We start from the raw sequence: 17,085 nt of genomic DNA, 5'->3' as shown, positions 1-17,085 counted from the left end.
CATGGCACACACCATCAACCGGCGCTCTACCGTCGTTGGGCTAGTCACGGCGGTCCCGACGGGGCTGTTGTTCGGTGCCGCTGCACCCCTGCCGGGGACCGATCCTATCCTAGGCATCGCCGCCGCACTCGCCGCGCACCGCGGGACGATCGACGACATCTACTCCGAGGACGGCGATGCCGTTGGAGCCTTCACGGTCCGCGAGTACGGCTTGCACCTCTGGGCGGACCTCTCCGCGTTCAACGGCATCGAAGCGGACCAGAAGATCGGCTTCCTCAACGCCGTCGATGCCACCCGCGCGCTGCTGGGGTGATCTGACGCGGCCACTCTTCTATCGCGCCCTTCCCCGGGCCGCGCTAGGGGGTGACGCAGGCCGCACGCTCGCCCATCTAACGGGGGCACGACGCTGCCGGCCGTCGAGCGCTACGCCCCAGCCCTGCCGATGTCTGAGAACGATTGCCCCGGCGCCGCGAGGTAGCCTGGGCTTTCGAGGAGAGGTCGGCATCTAAACAAGTTTCACAGCTTTGGGCTGCATGCTAAGCGGAACTGTCAGCTGGTTGCACTGGAGGCCAGCACGCCGGGGCTTCGCAGTTGATCACTCGTGAGCACACTCAGGAGTGCCTCTCGCAGGCGTTCGTCCACGCGCTGGCGGGCGTGGCCGGCCTCAATCTCGCGATTCGCACGATCTACGACTACGGCATCGACGGTGCGTTTCATCCGATTCGCATCGTGAACGGGGCCAGGGTGCCATCGGCATTCCCGGTCGAATATCAAATGAAGGCCACCACGGACTGGCAGCACGAAGGCGAATTCGTCGTCTATGACCTTGAGGCGCGCGCGCACCGGACTCTGACAGACCGAGAGCCCCGCCAAGCAATGGCCATCCTCATCCTGCTGTGCCTCCCGAAGGACGAAACACATTGGATCGATGGTTGCGAAGAGCACCTTCGGCTAAGGAACTGCTGTTATTGGTTTCGCCCGGACGGGCCGCCGACGAGCAACGTGTCAACGGTCCGCATCCGGATTCCCCGAGCCCATGTGCTGACGCCTGACGCATTGAAGAGCATCATGGCGGACGCTCGCGCCGAGGGCATGCGATGACCGAACCGGCTGATCCAATCGCTGGCGTCCCACTTCACTCGCTAAAGCGATACCTCATCGCGACCGGTTGGAAGAGACGCGACTTGCCGAACGGCAACATACTCTTTTCGATCGTTCCGGACGGGGAGGATGTCGAGATACTTCTGCCGGAGACATCCCACGTCAAGCACCTCCGCGGCTCCGTCGAAGCCGCCGTGATGACGCTGTCGGCACTTGAGCGCAAGGCCGCGGTGGACGTTGTGGCTGCCGTCCGCGCTATAAGCTTCGACCTAGTGCGATCCCGGCTGCCGGTCACAGCGATCCGCCACGACACTATCACACTCGGGGCCGCCGAGGAGTTCATACGGCGGATGACGAAGATCTTGGCGGCGGCTGCGCATGCCGAGCTTCACATCGGGCCGTTCGCGCAGCGGCTCAGCAGTACGGCGACGGCCTATGCGGGCGAGTGCCGGTTCGGTCACACGTTCCGAGGTAGCTTCGGCTTCACTGTCGAGTCTCCAGTCGGCCCAAACACTTTGGGTCTCGGGGAGGTCTCGCCTGCCCCTCCGTTGGAACGACGGGTCATCCTGCGGCTCGCTCGCGGCTTGCGTATCGTCGAGGGGGCGATCGATCACGAGGATCCATCCGCAATCGTGAGGGCATATGACAAAGGTCTGAATGCGAATGCGTGCGAGGATCTCGCAGCGATGGTTGAGGCACCGCAGCTAGGAGAGATTAGGTTCGACATCGCCTTCTCGCCCGAGTGGGGCGTGCCCAACGACATCGGTGCGCACCCCTCGGCCGTCATCGGACGGCCTCGCGGTGCTGAGGTGATCCGCGAGGCTGTGAAGGAACTGCGGGCTGTCAACTATGAGAAGCGGCGAACTATTGTCGGAAGGGTGCGCACGCTGCATTCGATGGAGGACACCCCCTCGGACTTCTTCACCATCTCGGGGCTCCAGGACATCATGGTAGAATGGGACAGTGAGGAGTTCGGAAGACTGAAGGTCCGGGTATCACTAGGTCCCGAGGAGTATCTGTTGGCGGTGAAGGCACATGAGGCAGGGCGCTCTGTCTCAATGTTCGGGGAACTTGAGCAGCATCCTTGGCGCCTTGAGAACGCCCGGGACTTCAAGGTCATCTAGTCGTTCGCGGCCTTGACTTCGGCGACAGGCCGATGGGATCATCGGACGGGCATCGGCCGCCAGCGTGCGGGCGCTTCATCCCAAGGCGATTGCCCATCGCCGGAGGAGTGCGCCACGTGGCTGGCCGCGCCAGCGCCGGTCGCACCGGAACTCCACTGGCCGCCGGATGGCGTGCTTCGGATCGTGGCGCGGGGCGAGAAGCAGGACCCGCCGACGGCCGAGCTCGCCGTCATCCCACACCCCCTTGAACCCGCGGCTGCCATCGCGCGCCGCGGTGCTCGATCTCCAACCGCAGCTCCCGGCCGGGCCCAGATGATGCTTTGCCTTGATGCCGGCGACCGCCGGCCGATCAACCTTCAGGTCCTCCAGCTACCGCTTGAGGTCGGCCGCCGCGATGACGTCGAGCCCCGACCCAGCGCGGCCGACGGCGACGGGTTGGCCGTGGTGCTCTTCGGCGATCCGGAGACTGCCGAGCCGATTCGTGCCCGGCGTCAGTTTGTAGCCGTGCAGCGCTCGACGCACTTGGCCTTGACCCCGTCCGCGGCCGCCCAATCTCATAGGGACGCGTCGCGGTAGTGCGGCTGTGCGCTGTCTCGGCCGCTGGCGCGGCGCGCTGCGGGGGAGCGGGGCTTGTGGGGCGGAGCGGCCATGGCGAGAGCATCGCACCGACAGGTTAGGAATCGATTCGCACGGGTTGAGTGCGGCTTTCCCACTTCTCACTCGGATGCGGGAGGACTATAGGAGTGCGGCCCGCGGGTGCGCCACCCGGCCCCCGCTGACGGTTCTCCTCGTTGCAAAAGTCATGACAAGTTCATGCCGTTCAGCCCCTCCGCGCGAGCCGGTGGTCCGCTTCGCCGTCGACCCCAGCGATGTGCCGCCCGAGAAGGCGGCGCGGCGCCTCCACCTGACGGCAGGCGAATTCCGCGACGCGCTGCCGAAGCTGCTCGCCCGCGGCGTTCCGGCGCCCAACCTGACCACCGGCATGTTCGACCTCGCGGCAATTGACCGCTGGCGCCACGCGCGCCACGTCCGCCTTTTCCCGAGTTGACGGTGGACTGATGCGTGAGGCCCGGGAGCGCCGGGCGCTGGAGATGAAAGGCGGCGCACGGCGCTGGGTGGGCTAGGGGAAGCTAAGACGCAAGCCACAGCGCCGGATCACCTCTGCCAAATGACGCACACGCCCCGCCCGCCATCGGGCCTAAGCGGCGCCGCGTGTTGGTACCGGTGTTAGTATGCATTCCGCCCCTGGGCACCATTTGGCCGTTCGCCGACGGTCGCGGCTGTTCAAGCTCCCTGACAAATCAACGACGATCGCAGTGGCAGTGGCTGTTCGCGCCTGAACGTTGGTGTTCGCGAATTTGCCGGCGCCGGCTTATCCCGCGGCAAAGCGGCTCGCGGCAACGACTCGTTTAAAGACGCGCGAGCGCGCCGGCGATCGAGGATCCGCCAGCACGACCGCGCCCCCCTCACAATTGCGCGGGGCATGAACCAGGCGGGTCGTCATAGGCATCCCCACGACGCTATATGTCGTTGCGTAAGGGGGCCGCATGCATATCGAAGTCGACTTTCCTCCAGCGCTCGTCGAAGCCCTGGACAGGTTTATCGACGAGCAGTCCGTCTCGATCGGGAGGCCGGACGCCGTCGTGCTGATCGTCCGGGATTGGCTGGTCCACAACGCCGGCCAAGGCCGGGCGACCACCCGCGACGGCGATCAGGGGCCGACGCGAGCCGCCGGATAGTATCCCTGCACGCGCATCGAGATCGAGCTCGCACGCTACCCATCGAGGCGCCCACCGCCAACGTCATGGCTGCCAAGCTACCGGCCGTTGGCTCCCCCGCCCTGCCCCGGCGTATGCTGGCCGAAACGATAGGGATGGGAGACGCCAATGGCCGAACGCGATCATTTTTCCGGCACCGTCGACGAGGCCTGGCTCGCCGGTTACACGGAGGAGATCCTCGAGCCCGGCCTGCCGATCGTCGATCCGCACCATCACCTCTGGCAGCGGCCCGGCAGCAATTACATGTTCCCTGAGCTGCTCGCCGATCTCGCGTCCGGCCACAATGTGCGGGCGACAGTGTTCGAGGAGTGCAGCTCGATGTACCGGGCCGACGGGCCGCCGGAGCTGCGCTCACTCGGCGAGACGGAATTCGTGACCGGGGTCGCCGCGATGAGCGCCAGCGGCGAGTTCGGGCCGACGCGGACCTGCGCTGCCATGGTCGGCAACATCGACCTCATGCTCGGCGAGGCGGTGGACCGCCTGCTCGACCTGCACCTGGCGTCGAGCGGCGGCCGCTTCTCGGCCATCCGCTATTCGACCGCCTGGCATCCCAGCGACCTCGTGCCCAAGCCGGCGGCCGGGCCACACCTCCTCGCTGACGCGCGCGTGCGGGCCGGCATGGCTTGCCTGGCCCGCCGCGGCCTGAGCTTCGACGCCTGGGTCTACCACGATCAGATCGGCGAGGTCGGCGAGCTCGCGGCCGCATTCCCCGCGATGCCGATCGTGCTCTGCCACTTCGGTAGCCCGATCCTCGGCGGCCCGAACGCCCACCGCCAGCCCGAGGTGTTCGACGAGTGGCGCACGGCGATGGTGGCGCTCGCCCGCCACGACAACGTGCACGTCAAGCTCGGCGCTCTACCCGTGCGCCGCCGAGGCCCGGGGCGCGAGGGCGGCGGGCCGCCGCTCGCGTCCATCGACATCGCCGCCGCCTGGCGGCCGTTCGTCGACGTGTGCCTCGAGCGGTTCGGAGCCGGTCGCTGCATGTTCGAGAGCAACTTCCCGGTCCAGAAGCGCTGGTGCAGCTACGCCGTGTTGTGGAACGCTTGCAAGCGGCTGGCCGCCGGCGCTTCGGCCGACGAGAAGGCGGCCCTGTTCGCAGGCACGGCCGCCCGTGTCTACCGCCTGGCCGACGGGCTGCCTGACTAACGTTGCGATGGATCAAGATCGCACGGCCGACAGGGCGCGGTGCGGCCCCTCGCCCCGCTCGTCGGATCGGCGTGCAGCTTCGGCGCCTTGCCCAGCACGCCGGGATGGCGACTTACGGCTCCCCTTCGCGCTTCACGGCAGGGCACGCCGATGTGTCGTAGATCAGGATGTCGCCGCACTCGGCGCAGGACCGCCGGACGCGGCAGGGATGGGCGAGATCCGTGATCCGGAGGTCGGCGCGGAGCCCGAGCAGGGCCGTGAGCTCCGAGCGCCACTTCGGCACCTCGGTAAACCACACCGTCGCCCGGGTGATGCGCCGGTCGTCGGAGATCGTCAGAGCAATATCCAGATCGCTGTCGGGTCGGTGGGTGCCCTTGCAGCGGCTCCCGAACAACCGGACCTGCTCCACCCGACGCTTCGCGCGGGCCCAGGCGCGGATGGTCTCGATCTGCTTGTCGGAAACCGAAAAACCCGACGGGCGAGAGGTGCAATGCATGATCGGTACGAGCTTCTAGATCCGCGCCACCTGCCCCGCCCACGTCATCCGACGCAATCGACGCCGCGCCCATGGCGACCTCCGTGGCGCCCGTTGTCAAGCCGGCTTCGCACGTCAGACTCGGTTGCGCCAGGAGGCTCGGCATCCCATGCCGGCGCGCCGAGGGGTCCGCGTGTGCCGCCGGCGCCGCCTCACGACCCACGCCGCGGCGCGATTGCCCGCCAGCTCACCGTCATCGTCGCCGCCCTTGCGCCGCTCCCACAGTGGGCGCCAGCCACGGGCACGATTTCGTCAGCCCCGGCACGCCTAAACGGCGACGCGCCCCCAGCTCCCGACCCAACGAAGCCAAGTATAGCCGTCCGCACTGCCCCGGCGTCTTCTGTGCTCGTCACCGTGCATCGCCATAGGCCGGGCGGCCGAAGCCGGGTAACGCCATCATTGTCATTGGCCCTTCGCAGATCGACCGCGTTATAGCCGCGTCGGGGGGCGGCACGTGTGGGAGCTTGCCGGGAATGGCCAACAAATTTTGGGTGGGTGACGCCCACGGAAACGGCAATTGGGCCGATGCCGCCAACTGGAACCCGCCGGGGGTGCCGGGCGCGGACGACGCCGTATTCATCAACACCGGCGCGCCCGAGATCAGCGGCGACGTCGGATCCGTCGGCTCCATGGTCATCGCGTCGCCGTTGACGCTGGACGGCGGCGTCCTCCAGGTCTCCGGCCCGGTCGTCAACCTGACCCAACTGACCCTCAGCAACGGCTCGAACCTGGGCTGTGCCGTGTTGGGCAATAGCGGCAGCATCGTCATCGGCAACAGCTCGACGCTCTATTCGGCCAACGTGATCAACGATGGCAATACCCGTATCGACGATGGCGGCGTCCTCTATGCCGATGGAGGCTTCAGCAATAACGGCGGCATCGACGTGCAGACCGGCGGCCTGCTGCAGTTCGAAGACCTGACGCTCACCTGGCAGCAGCTCACAGCGGACAACATCGCCAACAACGGCACGGTCGCCATCGGCGTCGGCGCGCGGCTCGACCTGAGTGATCCGATACCCAACCAGATGCTCGATCTAGCGAGCGTCGGCGCCCTCACCGTCAACGGCGGCACCATTGCCAACGGCATCATCCTCGACAACGGCACCACGACGCTGACCCTGGCGGGCGCCACCTTCGAGTCCATCGACTACGAGGGTGATCTCGATATCAATTTCGGCAGCCTCACCGTCATCGGCGGCCTCTCCGTCTACGACCAGGCCGGCACGGGGCCGGGCACGATCAACGTCAACGGAGGCTCGATCGTCGTCGACGGCCAGACCCTCGACGACATGACCATCAACCTGTTCAACTCCGGTCTCTTCGCCCTCAATGATCCGGCGGTGCTCGCCTCCGGCGTGGCCCTCAGCATTCCGACCGGCTCCGGCTCCTTTCTCGCCGGCGATTTCGTCAACCAGGGCCAGATCGACGCTCTCAGCAGCAGCTTCTTCTCCTTTGAGACGCTCGACAACCAGGGCGACATCGTCGTCGGCTCGAGCGCCACCTTCACCGGCAACGCCCTGGACAACGACGGCACCATCGCCGTGCAGGGCGGCAGCCTCTCGGTGAGCGGCGACCTGAGCGGCACCGGCACCCTGACGCTCTCGGGCGCCGCGACCGTCACCCTCTATGCGGGAACCGACGCGGAGCAGACCGTAGCGCTGGTCAGCGGCGTGCTGCGGCTGCTGACGCCCACTGCGTTCGCCGGCGTGATCGACGACTTCAACGATGCGGGCGACACCATCGACCTGCTCGGCGTGCATTTCGACGCCGGCGACACGGTGACCCTGCTGTCCGGCAACCTGCTGCAGATCGTCCAGACCGCCGACGAGGGCGGCGGCGTCATCACGCTGCGGCTGGACCCGGCGGAAGACTACACCGGCGCCTCCTTCCACCTCGCCGACAATGGTGCCGGCGGCACCGACGTCACCGTCGCCGTCTGCTTCTGCGCCGGCACCTTGATCGCAACGCCTGACGGCGAGAGGCCGGTGGAGACGCTGAGCGCCGGCGATCCGGTCACCACCGCCGCCGGCGAGACGCGGCCTGTCCGCTGGATCGGCCGCCAGACGGTGGCAGCGGCCTTTGCGGATCCGCTCCGCCTGGCGCCCATCCGCATCTCGGCCGGCGCCTTCGACGAGAACGTGCCGGTGCGCGACCTTCAGGTTTCGCCTGACCATGCCCTGCTCGTCGACGGCGTGCTGGCGCAGGCCGGCGCGCTGGTCAACGGCACCACGGTCCGGCGCCTGCCGATGACTGCGGAGACCTTCGTCTACTACCACATCGAGCTCGACGACCATGCCCTGGTGCTGGCGGAGGGCGCGCCGGCCGAGACCTTCGTCGACAACGTCACCCGCCGCCGCTTCGACAATCACGCGGAGTACGAGGCGCTGTTCGGGCACCAGGCGCGTATTGCCGAGCTGGCGTTGCCCCGCGCCAAGTCACCCCGCCAATTGCCGCGGGCCGTGCGCGAGCGGCTCGGCCGGCGCGCCGCCGCGCTCGGCTTTGGGACCGCACGCACGGCTGTCTGAGGCGCCGGCCAGTTCGCCGCCTCGGGTCGCCGGCGGCGCAAGGCGTGGTACAATGCGTCCGTTCGAGGAAAGGGCGTCCGATGACTGCCACGCGCCGCGATCTCGTTTCCGGCTTCCTTGCGGCTCCGGCCTTTGCTGTCCTGTCGACGTCGCAGGCGCTCGCACAAGCAGCGGAACTTCAGCTGCGTCTCACCCCGTCTTGTGACGACGGCCATGAAGCCACGCCCGCCTCGACCGAGGGACCATTCTACACGCCGAACAGTCCGCTTCGCGAGGATGTGACGTCCGGCCATTCGGGCGGCACGCGCTTGAGCGTCGGCGGCCACGTGGTCGACCGCTCCTGCCGTCCCCTCCCCGGCGCGCTCGTTGAGCTCTGGCAGGCCGACGACCAGGGGCGGTACGACAACTCCGGCTACCGGCTGCGGGGCCATCGGATGACGGATGCGCAGGGAAGATGGTCATTCCGCACCATCGTTCCAGGCGCGTATCCCGGCCGCACCCGTCACCTTCACCTCAAGGTCCAGCGCGCCGGCGGCCCGATCCTCACGACGCAGCTCTTCTTTCCCGACGAGCCCGGCAATACGAGGGACGCCCTGTTCGACCGGCGGCTCGTGCTCGCCATCGACACGAATGGAACCGGGCGCGTTGGCCGGTACGACTTCGTGATCACGTAGCGCCAAACGTGTTTTTCGGCGCCATTGGATGAGCAGATCCCGGGCAAGATCCATGCGTGCCGCTCGGCAACGGGGGCCCTAGTCGGAGCGTGATATCCCGCCGCCCTGCACTGGAACGTTGCGCCCTTGACCGATGAATCTCACGCCGAGAGCCGATCCGGTCTGACTACAGGCCCAATCAGACCTTACGAGGTGTGCCTGCCCTTCGCGGGCGGTAGCGAAGGGCTAGAGCGCTTCGCGATTGGGTGGACTCACCCAATCGCAAAGGAAGCGCTCCAGATTCAAAAGGTTATGAGCATTTCCCTGTCATTGGATGATCCCATCCAATGACGAAATGCTCTAGCCAGAGCAAATAGAAAAGGCGCAGCATCAACGCATATTCGATTGGGGACGATCGCTGCCCCCTTAAGCCGCCCTCAGGACGAAATCGACATGTACGGCGTCGTAGGGAAAGCACGCACCTTTCAGCGACTACATAGGCAAGAGCGTACTTATACAAGAGCGTACTTGTAGGCGTGACGAGAACCACGAGCCGAATGCGGAATGCGCGATATCCGCAATTCGACGAACGAGTTGATTGTGAGCTGCTGGCGCTCGCGCAGCAGCTCGGCTTTCATGCTGGAGATTCTGCCAACACGTCTCGTGTTGGCAATAACCCCAACACGCGACAAGGACCAGAGCCGCGCGGCGCGCGGCCCAGCCCATTCAGACGAACCTCCTAATCCTCCGGCGCCGTCTGCACGGCGCCCTTGGCCGCGCTGGTGGCGAAGGCAGCGTAGCGGCGCAGCGCCTTGGTCACGTTGCGCTTGCGCGGCTCGGCCGGCTTCCAGCCATTGGCATCCTGCTCGGTCCGCCGTGCGGCGAGCTCGGCTTCGCCGACAGCCAGGCTGATCGTCCGGTTGGGGATGTCGATCTCGATGATGTCGCCTTCGCGCACCAGGCCGATGGCGCCGCCCTCGGCCGCCTCCGGCGAGACGTGGCCGATGGAGAGGCCCGAGGTGCCGCCCGAGAAGCGCCCGTCCGTCAGCAGCGCGCAGGCTTTGCCGAGCCCCCGCGACTTCAGGTAGCTGGTCGGATAGAGCATCTCCTGCATGCCCGGCCCGCCGCGCGGGCCTTCGTAGCGGATGACGACGACGTCGCCGGCCTTGACGCCCCCGCTCAGGATGCCCTTCACCGCGGCGTCCTGGCTCTCGAACACCTTGGCCGGGCCGGCGAACTTGAGGATGCTCTCGTCGACGCCGGCGGTCTTCACCACGCAGCCGTCGAGGGCGATATTGCCCTTCAGCACGGCGAGGCCGCCGTCCTTCGAGAACGGATGCCGGGCATCGCGAATGACGCCGGTCTCGCGGTCGAGATCGAGGTCGTCCCACCGCCGGTTCTGGCTGAACGCCACCTGGGTCGGCACGCCGCCCGGTGCGGCCAGGAAGAAATCACGCACCTTCGACGAGGTGGTGCGGCTGATGTCCCAATGCTCGATGGCCTGGCCGATGGTGGCCGTATGCACGGTCGGCTGCTCGCGGTGGATGAGGCCCGCGCTGTCCAGCTGGCCGAGGATGGCCATGATGCCGCCGGCGCGGTGCACATCCTCCATGTGCACGTCGCTCTTGGCCGGAGCCACCTTGCAGAGCACGGGCACGCGCCGCGACAGCGCGTCGATGTCGTCCATGGTGAAGTCGACGCCGCCCTCGTGCGCCGCCGCCAGGATGTGCAGCACGGTGTTGGTGGAGCCGCCCATGGCGATATCGAGCGCCATGGCATTCTCGAAGGCCGGCTTCGCCGCGATCGTGCGCGGCAGGACGGTCTCGTCGTCCTGCTCGTACCAGCGCCGGGCGAGATCGACGATCAGGTGGCCGGCCTCGACGAAGAGGCGCTGGCGATCGGCGTGGGTGGCGAGCGTCGAGCCGTTGCCGGGGAGTGACAGGCCCAGCGCCTCGGTCAGGCAGTTCATCGAATTGGCGGTGAACATGCCGGAGCACGAGCCGCAGGTCGGGCAGGCCGAGCGCTCGATGGCCTTGACGTCGTCGTCGGACACCTTGTCGTCGGCGGCGGCGACCATGGCATCGACGAGATCCATGGCGTGCGTCTTGCCGGCGAGCACCACCTTGCCGGCTTCCATGGGGCCGCCGGACACGAACACCGCAGGTATGTTGAGCCGCATCGCGGCCATCAGCATGCCCGGCGTGATCTTGTCGCAATTGGAGATGCACACCATGGCGTCGGCGCAGTGCGCGTTGACCATGTACTCCACGCTGTCCGCGATCAGCTCGCGCGAGGGCAGCGAGTAGAGCATGCCGTCGTGGCCCATGGCGATGCCGTCATCCACGGCGATGGTGTTGAACTCCTTGGCGACGCCGCCCGCCGCCTCGATCTCGCGCGCCACCAGCTGGCCCAGGTCCTTCAGGTGGACATGGCCTGGCACGAATTGCGTGAAGGAGTTGACCACAGCGATGATCGGCTTGCCAAAGTCGCTGTCCGTCATGCCCGTGGCGCGCCACAGGCCGCGGGCGCCGGCCATGTTGCGGCCGTGGGTGGTGGTCCGGGAGCGATAGGCTGGCATTCGTCCATCCCTGTCGGCGTACGCGATCGCCCCAGCGGCCGCGCCCACGAAGAGGCGCGCGCGTGCGGATCGCTTCATTTGCCGAGCTACTATCGAAAACTGGCGGTTCCGTCACTGCCCAAACGCGCGCGCTGGCTCGGCACACATTTTCGCGAGGGCACTCGCAAACCCATACATGGGGGTCGCGGAGCAAGACCGCGCGACCCGCAGCATGCGGCATGTCGACAGCGGCCGGGCACGGCCACGACGCGCACGTCGACCGGGAGAACCTCCCGGACTGCAAACGTCCTTGCGCATTCGGATCGTCCGCGAGAGCTGCTACTTTTCGCAGGGCCTTGACGCCGTCTTCGAGGCAGGAACGAAACGAAGGGCCGCCGGTTTAGCTTCGTCGCGCCGACGCTCGCCAAGGTGGTTCCGAGCCACACCGGCAGACTGCGTCATTCGACCGCACCCGCGTGAACATAGGAAATCCATTTGGCGACGTAGCTGACGGTAGGTAAGGCTGGAGGACGAGGCCGCGGCACCGGGGCGCAGCCGGCTCGAAGATGCGCGCTCGCGCTCACCCGTCGGGAACCAGTCCGGACGGGCGGCGTCGACCGGCGGGGGACGTCCGATCCGGATAGACAAGCAGGCTTTTGCGCGGCTCGTGCTGCGCATGGTCCAACAGGGGGGCTAAGTTGGATACCGCACCTTCGGCAAGCGGCCAGCACGGGAGATCGGGTCGTTCCGACCCGGGTGGTGGCGCGCCTCCGACGGTGCCCGGCCCACCTTGCACGGTGCTGATCGAAGACCGGACCTTCTTCCGCGAATGCGTGCTGGCGTCGCTGCGCACGACGGAGCCCGATCATGATTTCCAGGCCTTCGAAAGCGTAGCCGCCTGGGAGAAGAGCTCCGTGGCGGGCAGGACCTCGCTGCTCATCCTGTGGATGTCCGCGCCGTCCATGCGGCCGGAGGCCGACGGCGTCTTTGCCGACCGGCTAAGGCAGGTGCTGCGGTTGCCCGCGCCGCCGCCAGTCGTCGTGATGTCCGACCACGAGAGCGCCGATAGCATCGCCCAAGTCATGGGCAAGGGCGCGCGCGCCTTCCTGCCCACGAGCATGGGCGTGGAAGTGACGGCTAAGATTCTGGCCATCGTGCGCGCTGGCGGAACCTTCATTCCGGCGAGCACCCTCTCGGCGATGCCACGCGACGGCAGTGCCGCGCCGCGGGCGCCGGACCTGACGACGCTGCTGTCGCCGCGGCAGCTGGCCGTGGCCCGGGCCATGCGCAAGGGGTTGCCGAACAAGGTGATCGCCTACGAACTGGCCATGAGCGAGAGCACCGTCAAGGTTCACGTCCGAACCATCATGCGCAAGCTCAACGCCCGCAACCGAACGGAAGTCGCGGTCTTGACGCGGGAGCTCGATGCCGATCTGCTGCGACGACGGTGACGTGGGCGGCCTGTTTCGCTCCCGTCGCGCGGCATATGGAGCGAGCGCTGGCATCGTTCCCCCCGGCTCGCCAGGTCACACGCCACGCTCTATGGCTTGCGACTGAGGTGGCGGCGCGCTACGAAGGTATTAATGCGAAGATGCCGCCTGTGGTACTGGCCGGGTCCAGGCTCACGAGGCTGATTAGTTCGTAGGCGAGAGGGAGGCGAACGCCACCGGCGGTGTGCGGAGCGAGCGCCGCTGCGAGCTTGATCCCCGCTCCCGTGGATCGGCTGGTCGATGCCATCGAGCTTCAGGACGCTTTTGGGCGATCCGGCTCCGCCTAAATTGGTATGCTCGACGTGCGCTAGAACTACGCGCCGATATTCCGCGCGGCGGCGTCGGCGGTGCCGTCCGTTAAACCTGTGGATATCGCCGCCGATCGGCTTTATCTGAAGCAACGACAGTCGACCGTGGCGCCATTCCGTTCGAAGTTCAGCACGTTGTGGAGCGACGCTGGCGAGCGCCTAGAACCGGAAGCTGCGCCGAGGACGCGTTTGCGATTTTGGCAAATACCGGGCAAAACTTCGTACCGCCCGCGATTTACCGATTGAAGCGCATGAACGTCGATGTCATGAGAAGGACGGAACTTCAAGCTCACACACGTGTCCGGTCCTTTCCCCGTGCCTTCCGGCAGGGCAGTCTGGGTTTGGGCTCTCCGGCAATCGCCCGCGCGGGCGGCTGCCCGCGAGGCCTCTCTGCGGGACTGTTACGAAAAGGATACCGTTGGGATGTAGTTCAGACATGTGCCGGCAACGCGTCGGGACGACACGGTATGGTTCCCGCGATCCCTATCGAGCGGCTTGCCTCGTGCTTCGAATGAGACATTGGAAGGCGGACAGAACGTGAGTTCCATCTCGAAAAAGATCTACGAGACTCTGGCCCGCAGGCCTCACTATCTGCGGATAGCGGCCCGCGGCGGAGCGGAATTTGTCGTTCCCACGGACAATATGCGCCTCACCGGCGGCAAGGTGTTCTGGGAGGACGATATGGGGCTGTGGTGTCTGCCGATCGAGGCGATCACGCGTGTTGTCGGCGACTTCTGGAACGCCGGCCCTCCCGGTGCGCTCATGAACGCGCCCACGTATTGGGCCGCCGGCCGCGCCTGAGCGGCCGAGCTCAGGGAACGGATGCAGATGCCGGTGGCGATCCGGCCAACGAGCGTCCACCTCATCAAAGCGCTCGCCTCATCAAATTGAACAATTTGGATGAGATGCCGCTTACCACTTTTTGCTTATAGGCGGGCGCGCAGTATCTACATGTGATGGGAATTCGACGTAGCTCTAGCTCCAATGGCCCATGTTGAGCCTTTTCCGAGCGCGGCCTAGGCTCCTTCAGCCGCTGATTTCGACCCCCAAGTGAACAGCGGTGAGAGCCGGGCGACCGAACCCCCTTCGGTGCCCGGCTCGCCTATTTTTGGAGCGGATTGCTGTCCTCAGGCGCCATCCCGATCGTCTCGCTCCGTACACAAACACGGTGGCTGGCCGGATATATGGGTCTTGTCGAGCGCCAGGCTCAGCCGCAGCGCGATACCGCGGAGCAGATGAACACGAAAACTCTCGCGAGGCTGGCGGCCTGGCTGTTGTTGCTGGCAATCGTTTTCACCACCTTGGCGCCGATCGAACTACGGCCCATCGTCTCATCGTCACCCAACCTCGAGCGCCTTTGTGCCTTCGGCCTTGTCGGTCTGGCCTTCGGTCTCGCCTACCCCAAGCATCGCTTCATGCTGTTTCTGGCCATTGTGGTCGGGGCCGGCGCCCTGGAAGCCGCGCAGAATTTCACGCTCACCCGTCACGGCCGGCTTCCGGATTTCGAGATCAAAGGGATTGGCACCGCCCTAGGGGTCCTCGTCTCCTGCATTCCGGACAGATGGGTGCAGCAGCGCTCGGCGCGCGCGGACCATCGGCAGCTCTGAGCGCACCCACCTCGCGCCCGTCCCGATCGGCGCACTGATCGGGTCGCAACGCGCCCGAAACGCTGCCGATGCACCAGCCCTGCGCGCGCCGGGCTCGATCGCGGCGAGCACGAGAGCGCCGCGCGATCGACCGGCCTCGCCCAGTCACTGGGACGTAGCCCAAATTCAAAGAACTGGAGCATGTCGCTGCAATCGGGCGATGGCAGCCGATGGCCAAGCGCGCTCGTATCCGACCGGATAATCCACCCGATCGAAAAGCTCTCCCGTTGTTGCAGCCCCCGGACATCGGGCCGCCGCACGGCGCAGACCGGACCACCGATGCCCGCGCACGTCGCTTGAACAAGGTTGATGGTTGCCTTGCGCGAAAGGCGTAGATCGGCTGATCGGAAGGAGTGCGGGCTCACCGTTCTGGCACCTTGTTCGCACCCCACGAACTCATACGATGACCAACATGAACACCGCCGCATCTGGGTGCCGGCGTCGCATCGGCGTCGCCGAGGCTGGAGGATTCGGCAGCCTCCACCGGCTGCACCACCAAGTCTGAGGACGTCGTTCCAGCATCCGGTTGAAGCATCCCGCCCGGCAGGACGACGGATTTGGAAATCGTGCAACAAAATGCACAGGAGGGTACGAGTATAATGTCCAAAATTGTTCCAGTGATCTTGTGCGGCGGCGGCGGCAAGCGCCTTTGGCCGATTTCGCGAGGGTCCTTTCCGAAGCAGTTTCTGAAGTTCGACAACGAGCCGAGCCTGTTCCAGCAGACCGTGCTACGCGTCAGCGACGCCAGCCGCTTCGCCAGCCCCGTGGTCGTCGCCAACGAGGATTTCCGCTTCATCGTGGCGGAGCAGCTGGAGGAGATCCGGGTTTCGCCCCGCTCCATCCTGCTCGAGCCGGCCAACCGCAATACGGCCCCCGCTCTGGCCGTCGCCAGCATGCATATTGCCGATGAAGCGCCGGACGCAAGGATGCTCGTTCTGCCGTCCGATCACGTGATGGTGCAAACCGATGCGTTCGCCACCGCGATCGCCACCGCGCTCCTCGTCGGCAACGAGAAGCTCGTGGCCTTCGGCATCAAGCCGACGGCGCCCGACACCGGCTACGGCTATATTCAGGCCGGTGCGCCCCTGCCTGCGGCCGACGGCGTGCTGACCATCAGCTCGTTCGTCGAAAAGCCCGACCTGGCGACCGCCCAGAAATTTCTGGCGAGGCCGGAGTACAGCTGGAACTCCGGCATCTACCTCTTTCCGGTGCAGCGACTCATCGAAGAGCTCGAGCGCTTCGAACCCGAGCTGGTGGCCAAGACGCGAGCGGCGGTCCGGACCGGAGAGCAGGACTCCAACTTCCTGCATCTCGGCAAGAGCTTCAGCGAGGCGCCGACCATCTCCATCGATCATGCCGTCATGGAGCGCACCGAGCGCGCCGCGGTCGTCCCCACCGATATGAGCTGGGCCGATGTGGGATCGTGGAACGCGCTCTGGAACGTGACGCCCAAGGACGACAACGGCAATGCCGTTGCGGGCGACGCGATCCTCCTGGATTGCAAGAATAACTACGTTCGATCGACCGGCCCGATGGTTGCGCTTCTCAACCTGTCCGATCTTGTCGTCGTGGTCACCGACGATGCGGTCCTGGTGGCCCCGCGCGCCGACAGCCAGAGGGTGAAGGACGTCGTCGACAAACTGGGGGAGCTCAACCGGCCTCAGAAGGACTACTCGACCATCGTTTACCGGCCCTGGGGGCACTACGAAAGCGTGCAGGCCGGGGAGCGGTATCAGGTCAAGCGCATCATGGTGAAACCGGGTGCGCAGCTATCCCTGCAAAAGCACTTTCACAGGGCCGAGCACTGGGTCGTCGTCAACGGCACGGCCATCGTCACGCGCGATAACGAGGAGATCATCCTGCGCGAGAACGAGTCGACGTATCTCCCGCTCGGCTGTGTTCACCGCCTGGCCAATCCCGGCAAGATCCCGCTGACGCTGATCGAGGTACAGTCGGGCGCCTATCTCGGCGAAGACGACATCGTCAGGTTCGAAGACATCTACAACAGGGTTTGAGCGTGCTTTGCGCAGCTCTGCCGGCCCCGTGTCGGCAGAGCTGCGCCGACGCGCCGGGATCGGCGATCACAGCGGTCGCCCCAGAGCATTTCGTCATTGGATGGGATCATCCAATGACGGAGAAATGCTCATAACCTTTTGAATCTGGAGCGGGGCGATGCCGGGCAGATTTCCTGGTCCGCCTGCAGCTGAAACTGAAACGGCGAC

Annotated in this window: 13 protein-coding genes; 11 read left to right on the top strand and 2 right to left on the bottom strand. The window is 66.1% G+C overall.

Going from position 1 to position 17,085, the window contains the following annotated elements:
• Positions 1-591: 591 nt before the first annotated feature.
• The 5 genes from ACZ5PO_RS24885 (at position 592) to ACZ5PO_RS24865 (ending at position 5,149) form a co-directional block, all read left to right on the top strand.
• Positions 592-1,101, top strand: coding sequence for a DUF4365 domain-containing protein (locus ACZ5PO_RS24885; protein WP_464184625.1), 510 nt, complete (start codon positions 592-594; stop codon positions 1,099-1,101).
• Positions 1,098-2,225 carry a hypothetical protein gene (locus ACZ5PO_RS24880; RefSeq protein ID WP_464184624.1) on the top strand — a complete coding sequence of 376 codons (1,128 nt, stop codon included), beginning with the start codon at positions 1,098-1,100 and terminating at the stop codon, positions 2,223-2,225. Before ACZ5PO_RS24885 ends, ACZ5PO_RS24880 begins: the two co-directional genes overlap by 4 nt.
• Positions 2,226-3,066: 841 nt before the next feature.
• A complete protein-coding gene (locus ACZ5PO_RS24875; RefSeq protein ID WP_464184621.1) occupies positions 3,067-3,273 on the top strand; it encodes a hypothetical protein in 207 nt (68 codons plus the stop codon).
• Between the two features lie 499 nt (positions 3,274-3,772).
• Complete coding sequence (locus tag ACZ5PO_RS24870; protein ID WP_464184620.1) at positions 3,773-3,964, top strand: hypothetical protein; 192 nt, start codon at positions 3,773-3,775, stop codon at positions 3,962-3,964.
• Positions 3,965-4,111: 147 nt separating this feature from the next.
• On the top strand, positions 4,112-5,149 hold the full coding sequence (locus tag ACZ5PO_RS24865; RefSeq protein WP_464184617.1) for an amidohydrolase family protein: 1,038 nt from the start codon (positions 4,112-4,114) through the stop codon (positions 5,147-5,149).
• 112 nt (positions 5,150-5,261) lie between these two features.
• Here the strand turns inward: ACZ5PO_RS24865 and ACZ5PO_RS24860 are convergent, their stop codons facing one another.
• The gene (locus ACZ5PO_RS24860; protein WP_464184616.1) at positions 5,262-5,645 is read right to left on the bottom strand and encodes a nucleotidyltransferase family protein; all 384 of its coding nucleotides are present in this window, start codon (positions 5,643-5,645) and stop codon (positions 5,262-5,264) included.
• 512 nt (positions 5,646-6,157) lie between these two features.
• Between ACZ5PO_RS24860 and ACZ5PO_RS24855 the strand changes: the two genes are divergently transcribed.
• Together ACZ5PO_RS24855 and ACZ5PO_RS24850 are read left to right on the top strand one after the other, a co-directional pair.
• Complete coding sequence (locus ACZ5PO_RS24855) at positions 6,158-8,209, top strand: Hint domain-containing protein (protein ID WP_464184615.1); 2,052 nt, start codon at positions 6,158-6,160, stop codon at positions 8,207-8,209.
• An 80-nt stretch (positions 8,210-8,289) separates the two neighbouring features.
• Positions 8,290-8,883 (top strand): dioxygenase family protein, encoded by a 594-nt coding sequence (locus ACZ5PO_RS24850; protein ID WP_464184614.1) that lies wholly within the window; start codon positions 8,290-8,292, stop codon positions 8,881-8,883.
• 718 nt (positions 8,884-9,601) lie between these two features.
• Here the strand turns inward: ACZ5PO_RS24850 and ilvD are convergent.
• The gene (gene ilvD / locus ACZ5PO_RS24845) at positions 9,602-11,440 is read right to left on the bottom strand and encodes a dihydroxy-acid dehydratase (protein WP_464184613.1); all 1,839 of its coding nucleotides are present in this window, start codon (positions 11,438-11,440) and stop codon (positions 9,602-9,604) included.
• 776 nt (positions 11,441-12,216) lie between these two features.
• Between ilvD and ACZ5PO_RS24840 the strand changes: the two genes are divergently transcribed.
• The 4 genes from ACZ5PO_RS24840 to ACZ5PO_RS24825 all read left to right on the top strand — a co-directional run bounded on the left by ACZ5PO_RS24840 (position 12,217) and on the right by ACZ5PO_RS24825 (position 16,878).
• Entirely contained in the window at positions 12,217-12,870 is a 654-nt protein-coding gene (locus ACZ5PO_RS24840) for a response regulator transcription factor (protein WP_464184612.1), read from the top strand.
• 866 nt (positions 12,871-13,736) lie between these two features.
• Positions 13,737-14,018 carry a hypothetical protein gene (locus ACZ5PO_RS24835; RefSeq protein WP_464184610.1) on the top strand — a complete coding sequence of 94 codons (282 nt, stop codon included), beginning with the start codon at positions 13,737-13,739 and terminating at the stop codon, positions 14,016-14,018.
• Between the two features lie 383 nt (positions 14,019-14,401).
• Positions 14,402-14,824 (top strand): hypothetical protein, encoded by a 423-nt coding sequence (locus ACZ5PO_RS24830; RefSeq protein WP_464184609.1) that lies wholly within the window; start codon positions 14,402-14,404, stop codon positions 14,822-14,824.
• 605 nt (positions 14,825-15,429) lie between these two features.
• Positions 15,430-16,878, top strand: coding sequence for a mannose-1-phosphate guanylyltransferase/mannose-6-phosphate isomerase (locus ACZ5PO_RS24825; RefSeq protein ID WP_464197020.1), 1,449 nt, complete (start codon positions 15,430-15,432; stop codon positions 16,876-16,878).
• Positions 16,879-17,085 lie beyond the last annotated feature (207 nt).

This window comes from Chelatococcus sp. KU-N122, assembly GCF_055391085.1.
The sequence above is the reverse complement of the archived record's forward strand: the minus strand, read 5'-3'. Positions and strand labels throughout refer to the sequence as shown.

Excerpts from the sequence above, each read along its gene's own strand:
- ACZ5PO_RS24880 (WP_464184624.1), top strand. The coding sequence starts at position 1,098 with ATGACCGAACCGGCTGATCCAATCGCTGGCGTCCCACTTCACTCGCTA.
- ACZ5PO_RS24870 (WP_464184620.1), top strand. The coding sequence starts at position 3,773 with ATGCATATCGAAGTCGACTTTCCTCCAGCGCTCGTCGAAGCCCTGGAC.
- ACZ5PO_RS24865 (WP_464184617.1), top strand. The coding sequence starts at position 4,112 with ATGGCCGAACGCGATCATTTTTCCGGCACCGTCGACGAGGCCTGGCTC.
- ACZ5PO_RS24860 (WP_464184616.1), bottom strand. The coding sequence starts at position 5,645 with ATGCATTGCACCTCTCGCCCGTCGGGTTTTTCGGTTTCCGACAAGCAG.
- ACZ5PO_RS24855 (WP_464184615.1), top strand. The coding sequence starts at position 6,158 with ATGGCCAACAAATTTTGGGTGGGTGACGCCCACGGAAACGGCAATTGG.
- ACZ5PO_RS24850 (WP_464184614.1), top strand. The coding sequence starts at position 8,290 with ATGACTGCCACGCGCCGCGATCTCGTTTCCGGCTTCCTTGCGGCTCCG.
- ilvD (WP_464184613.1), bottom strand. The coding sequence starts at position 11,440 with ATGCCAGCCTATCGCTCCCGGACCACCACCCACGGCCGCAACATGGCC.
- ACZ5PO_RS24830 (WP_464184609.1), top strand. The coding sequence starts at position 14,402 with ATGGGTCTTGTCGAGCGCCAGGCTCAGCCGCAGCGCGATACCGCGGAG.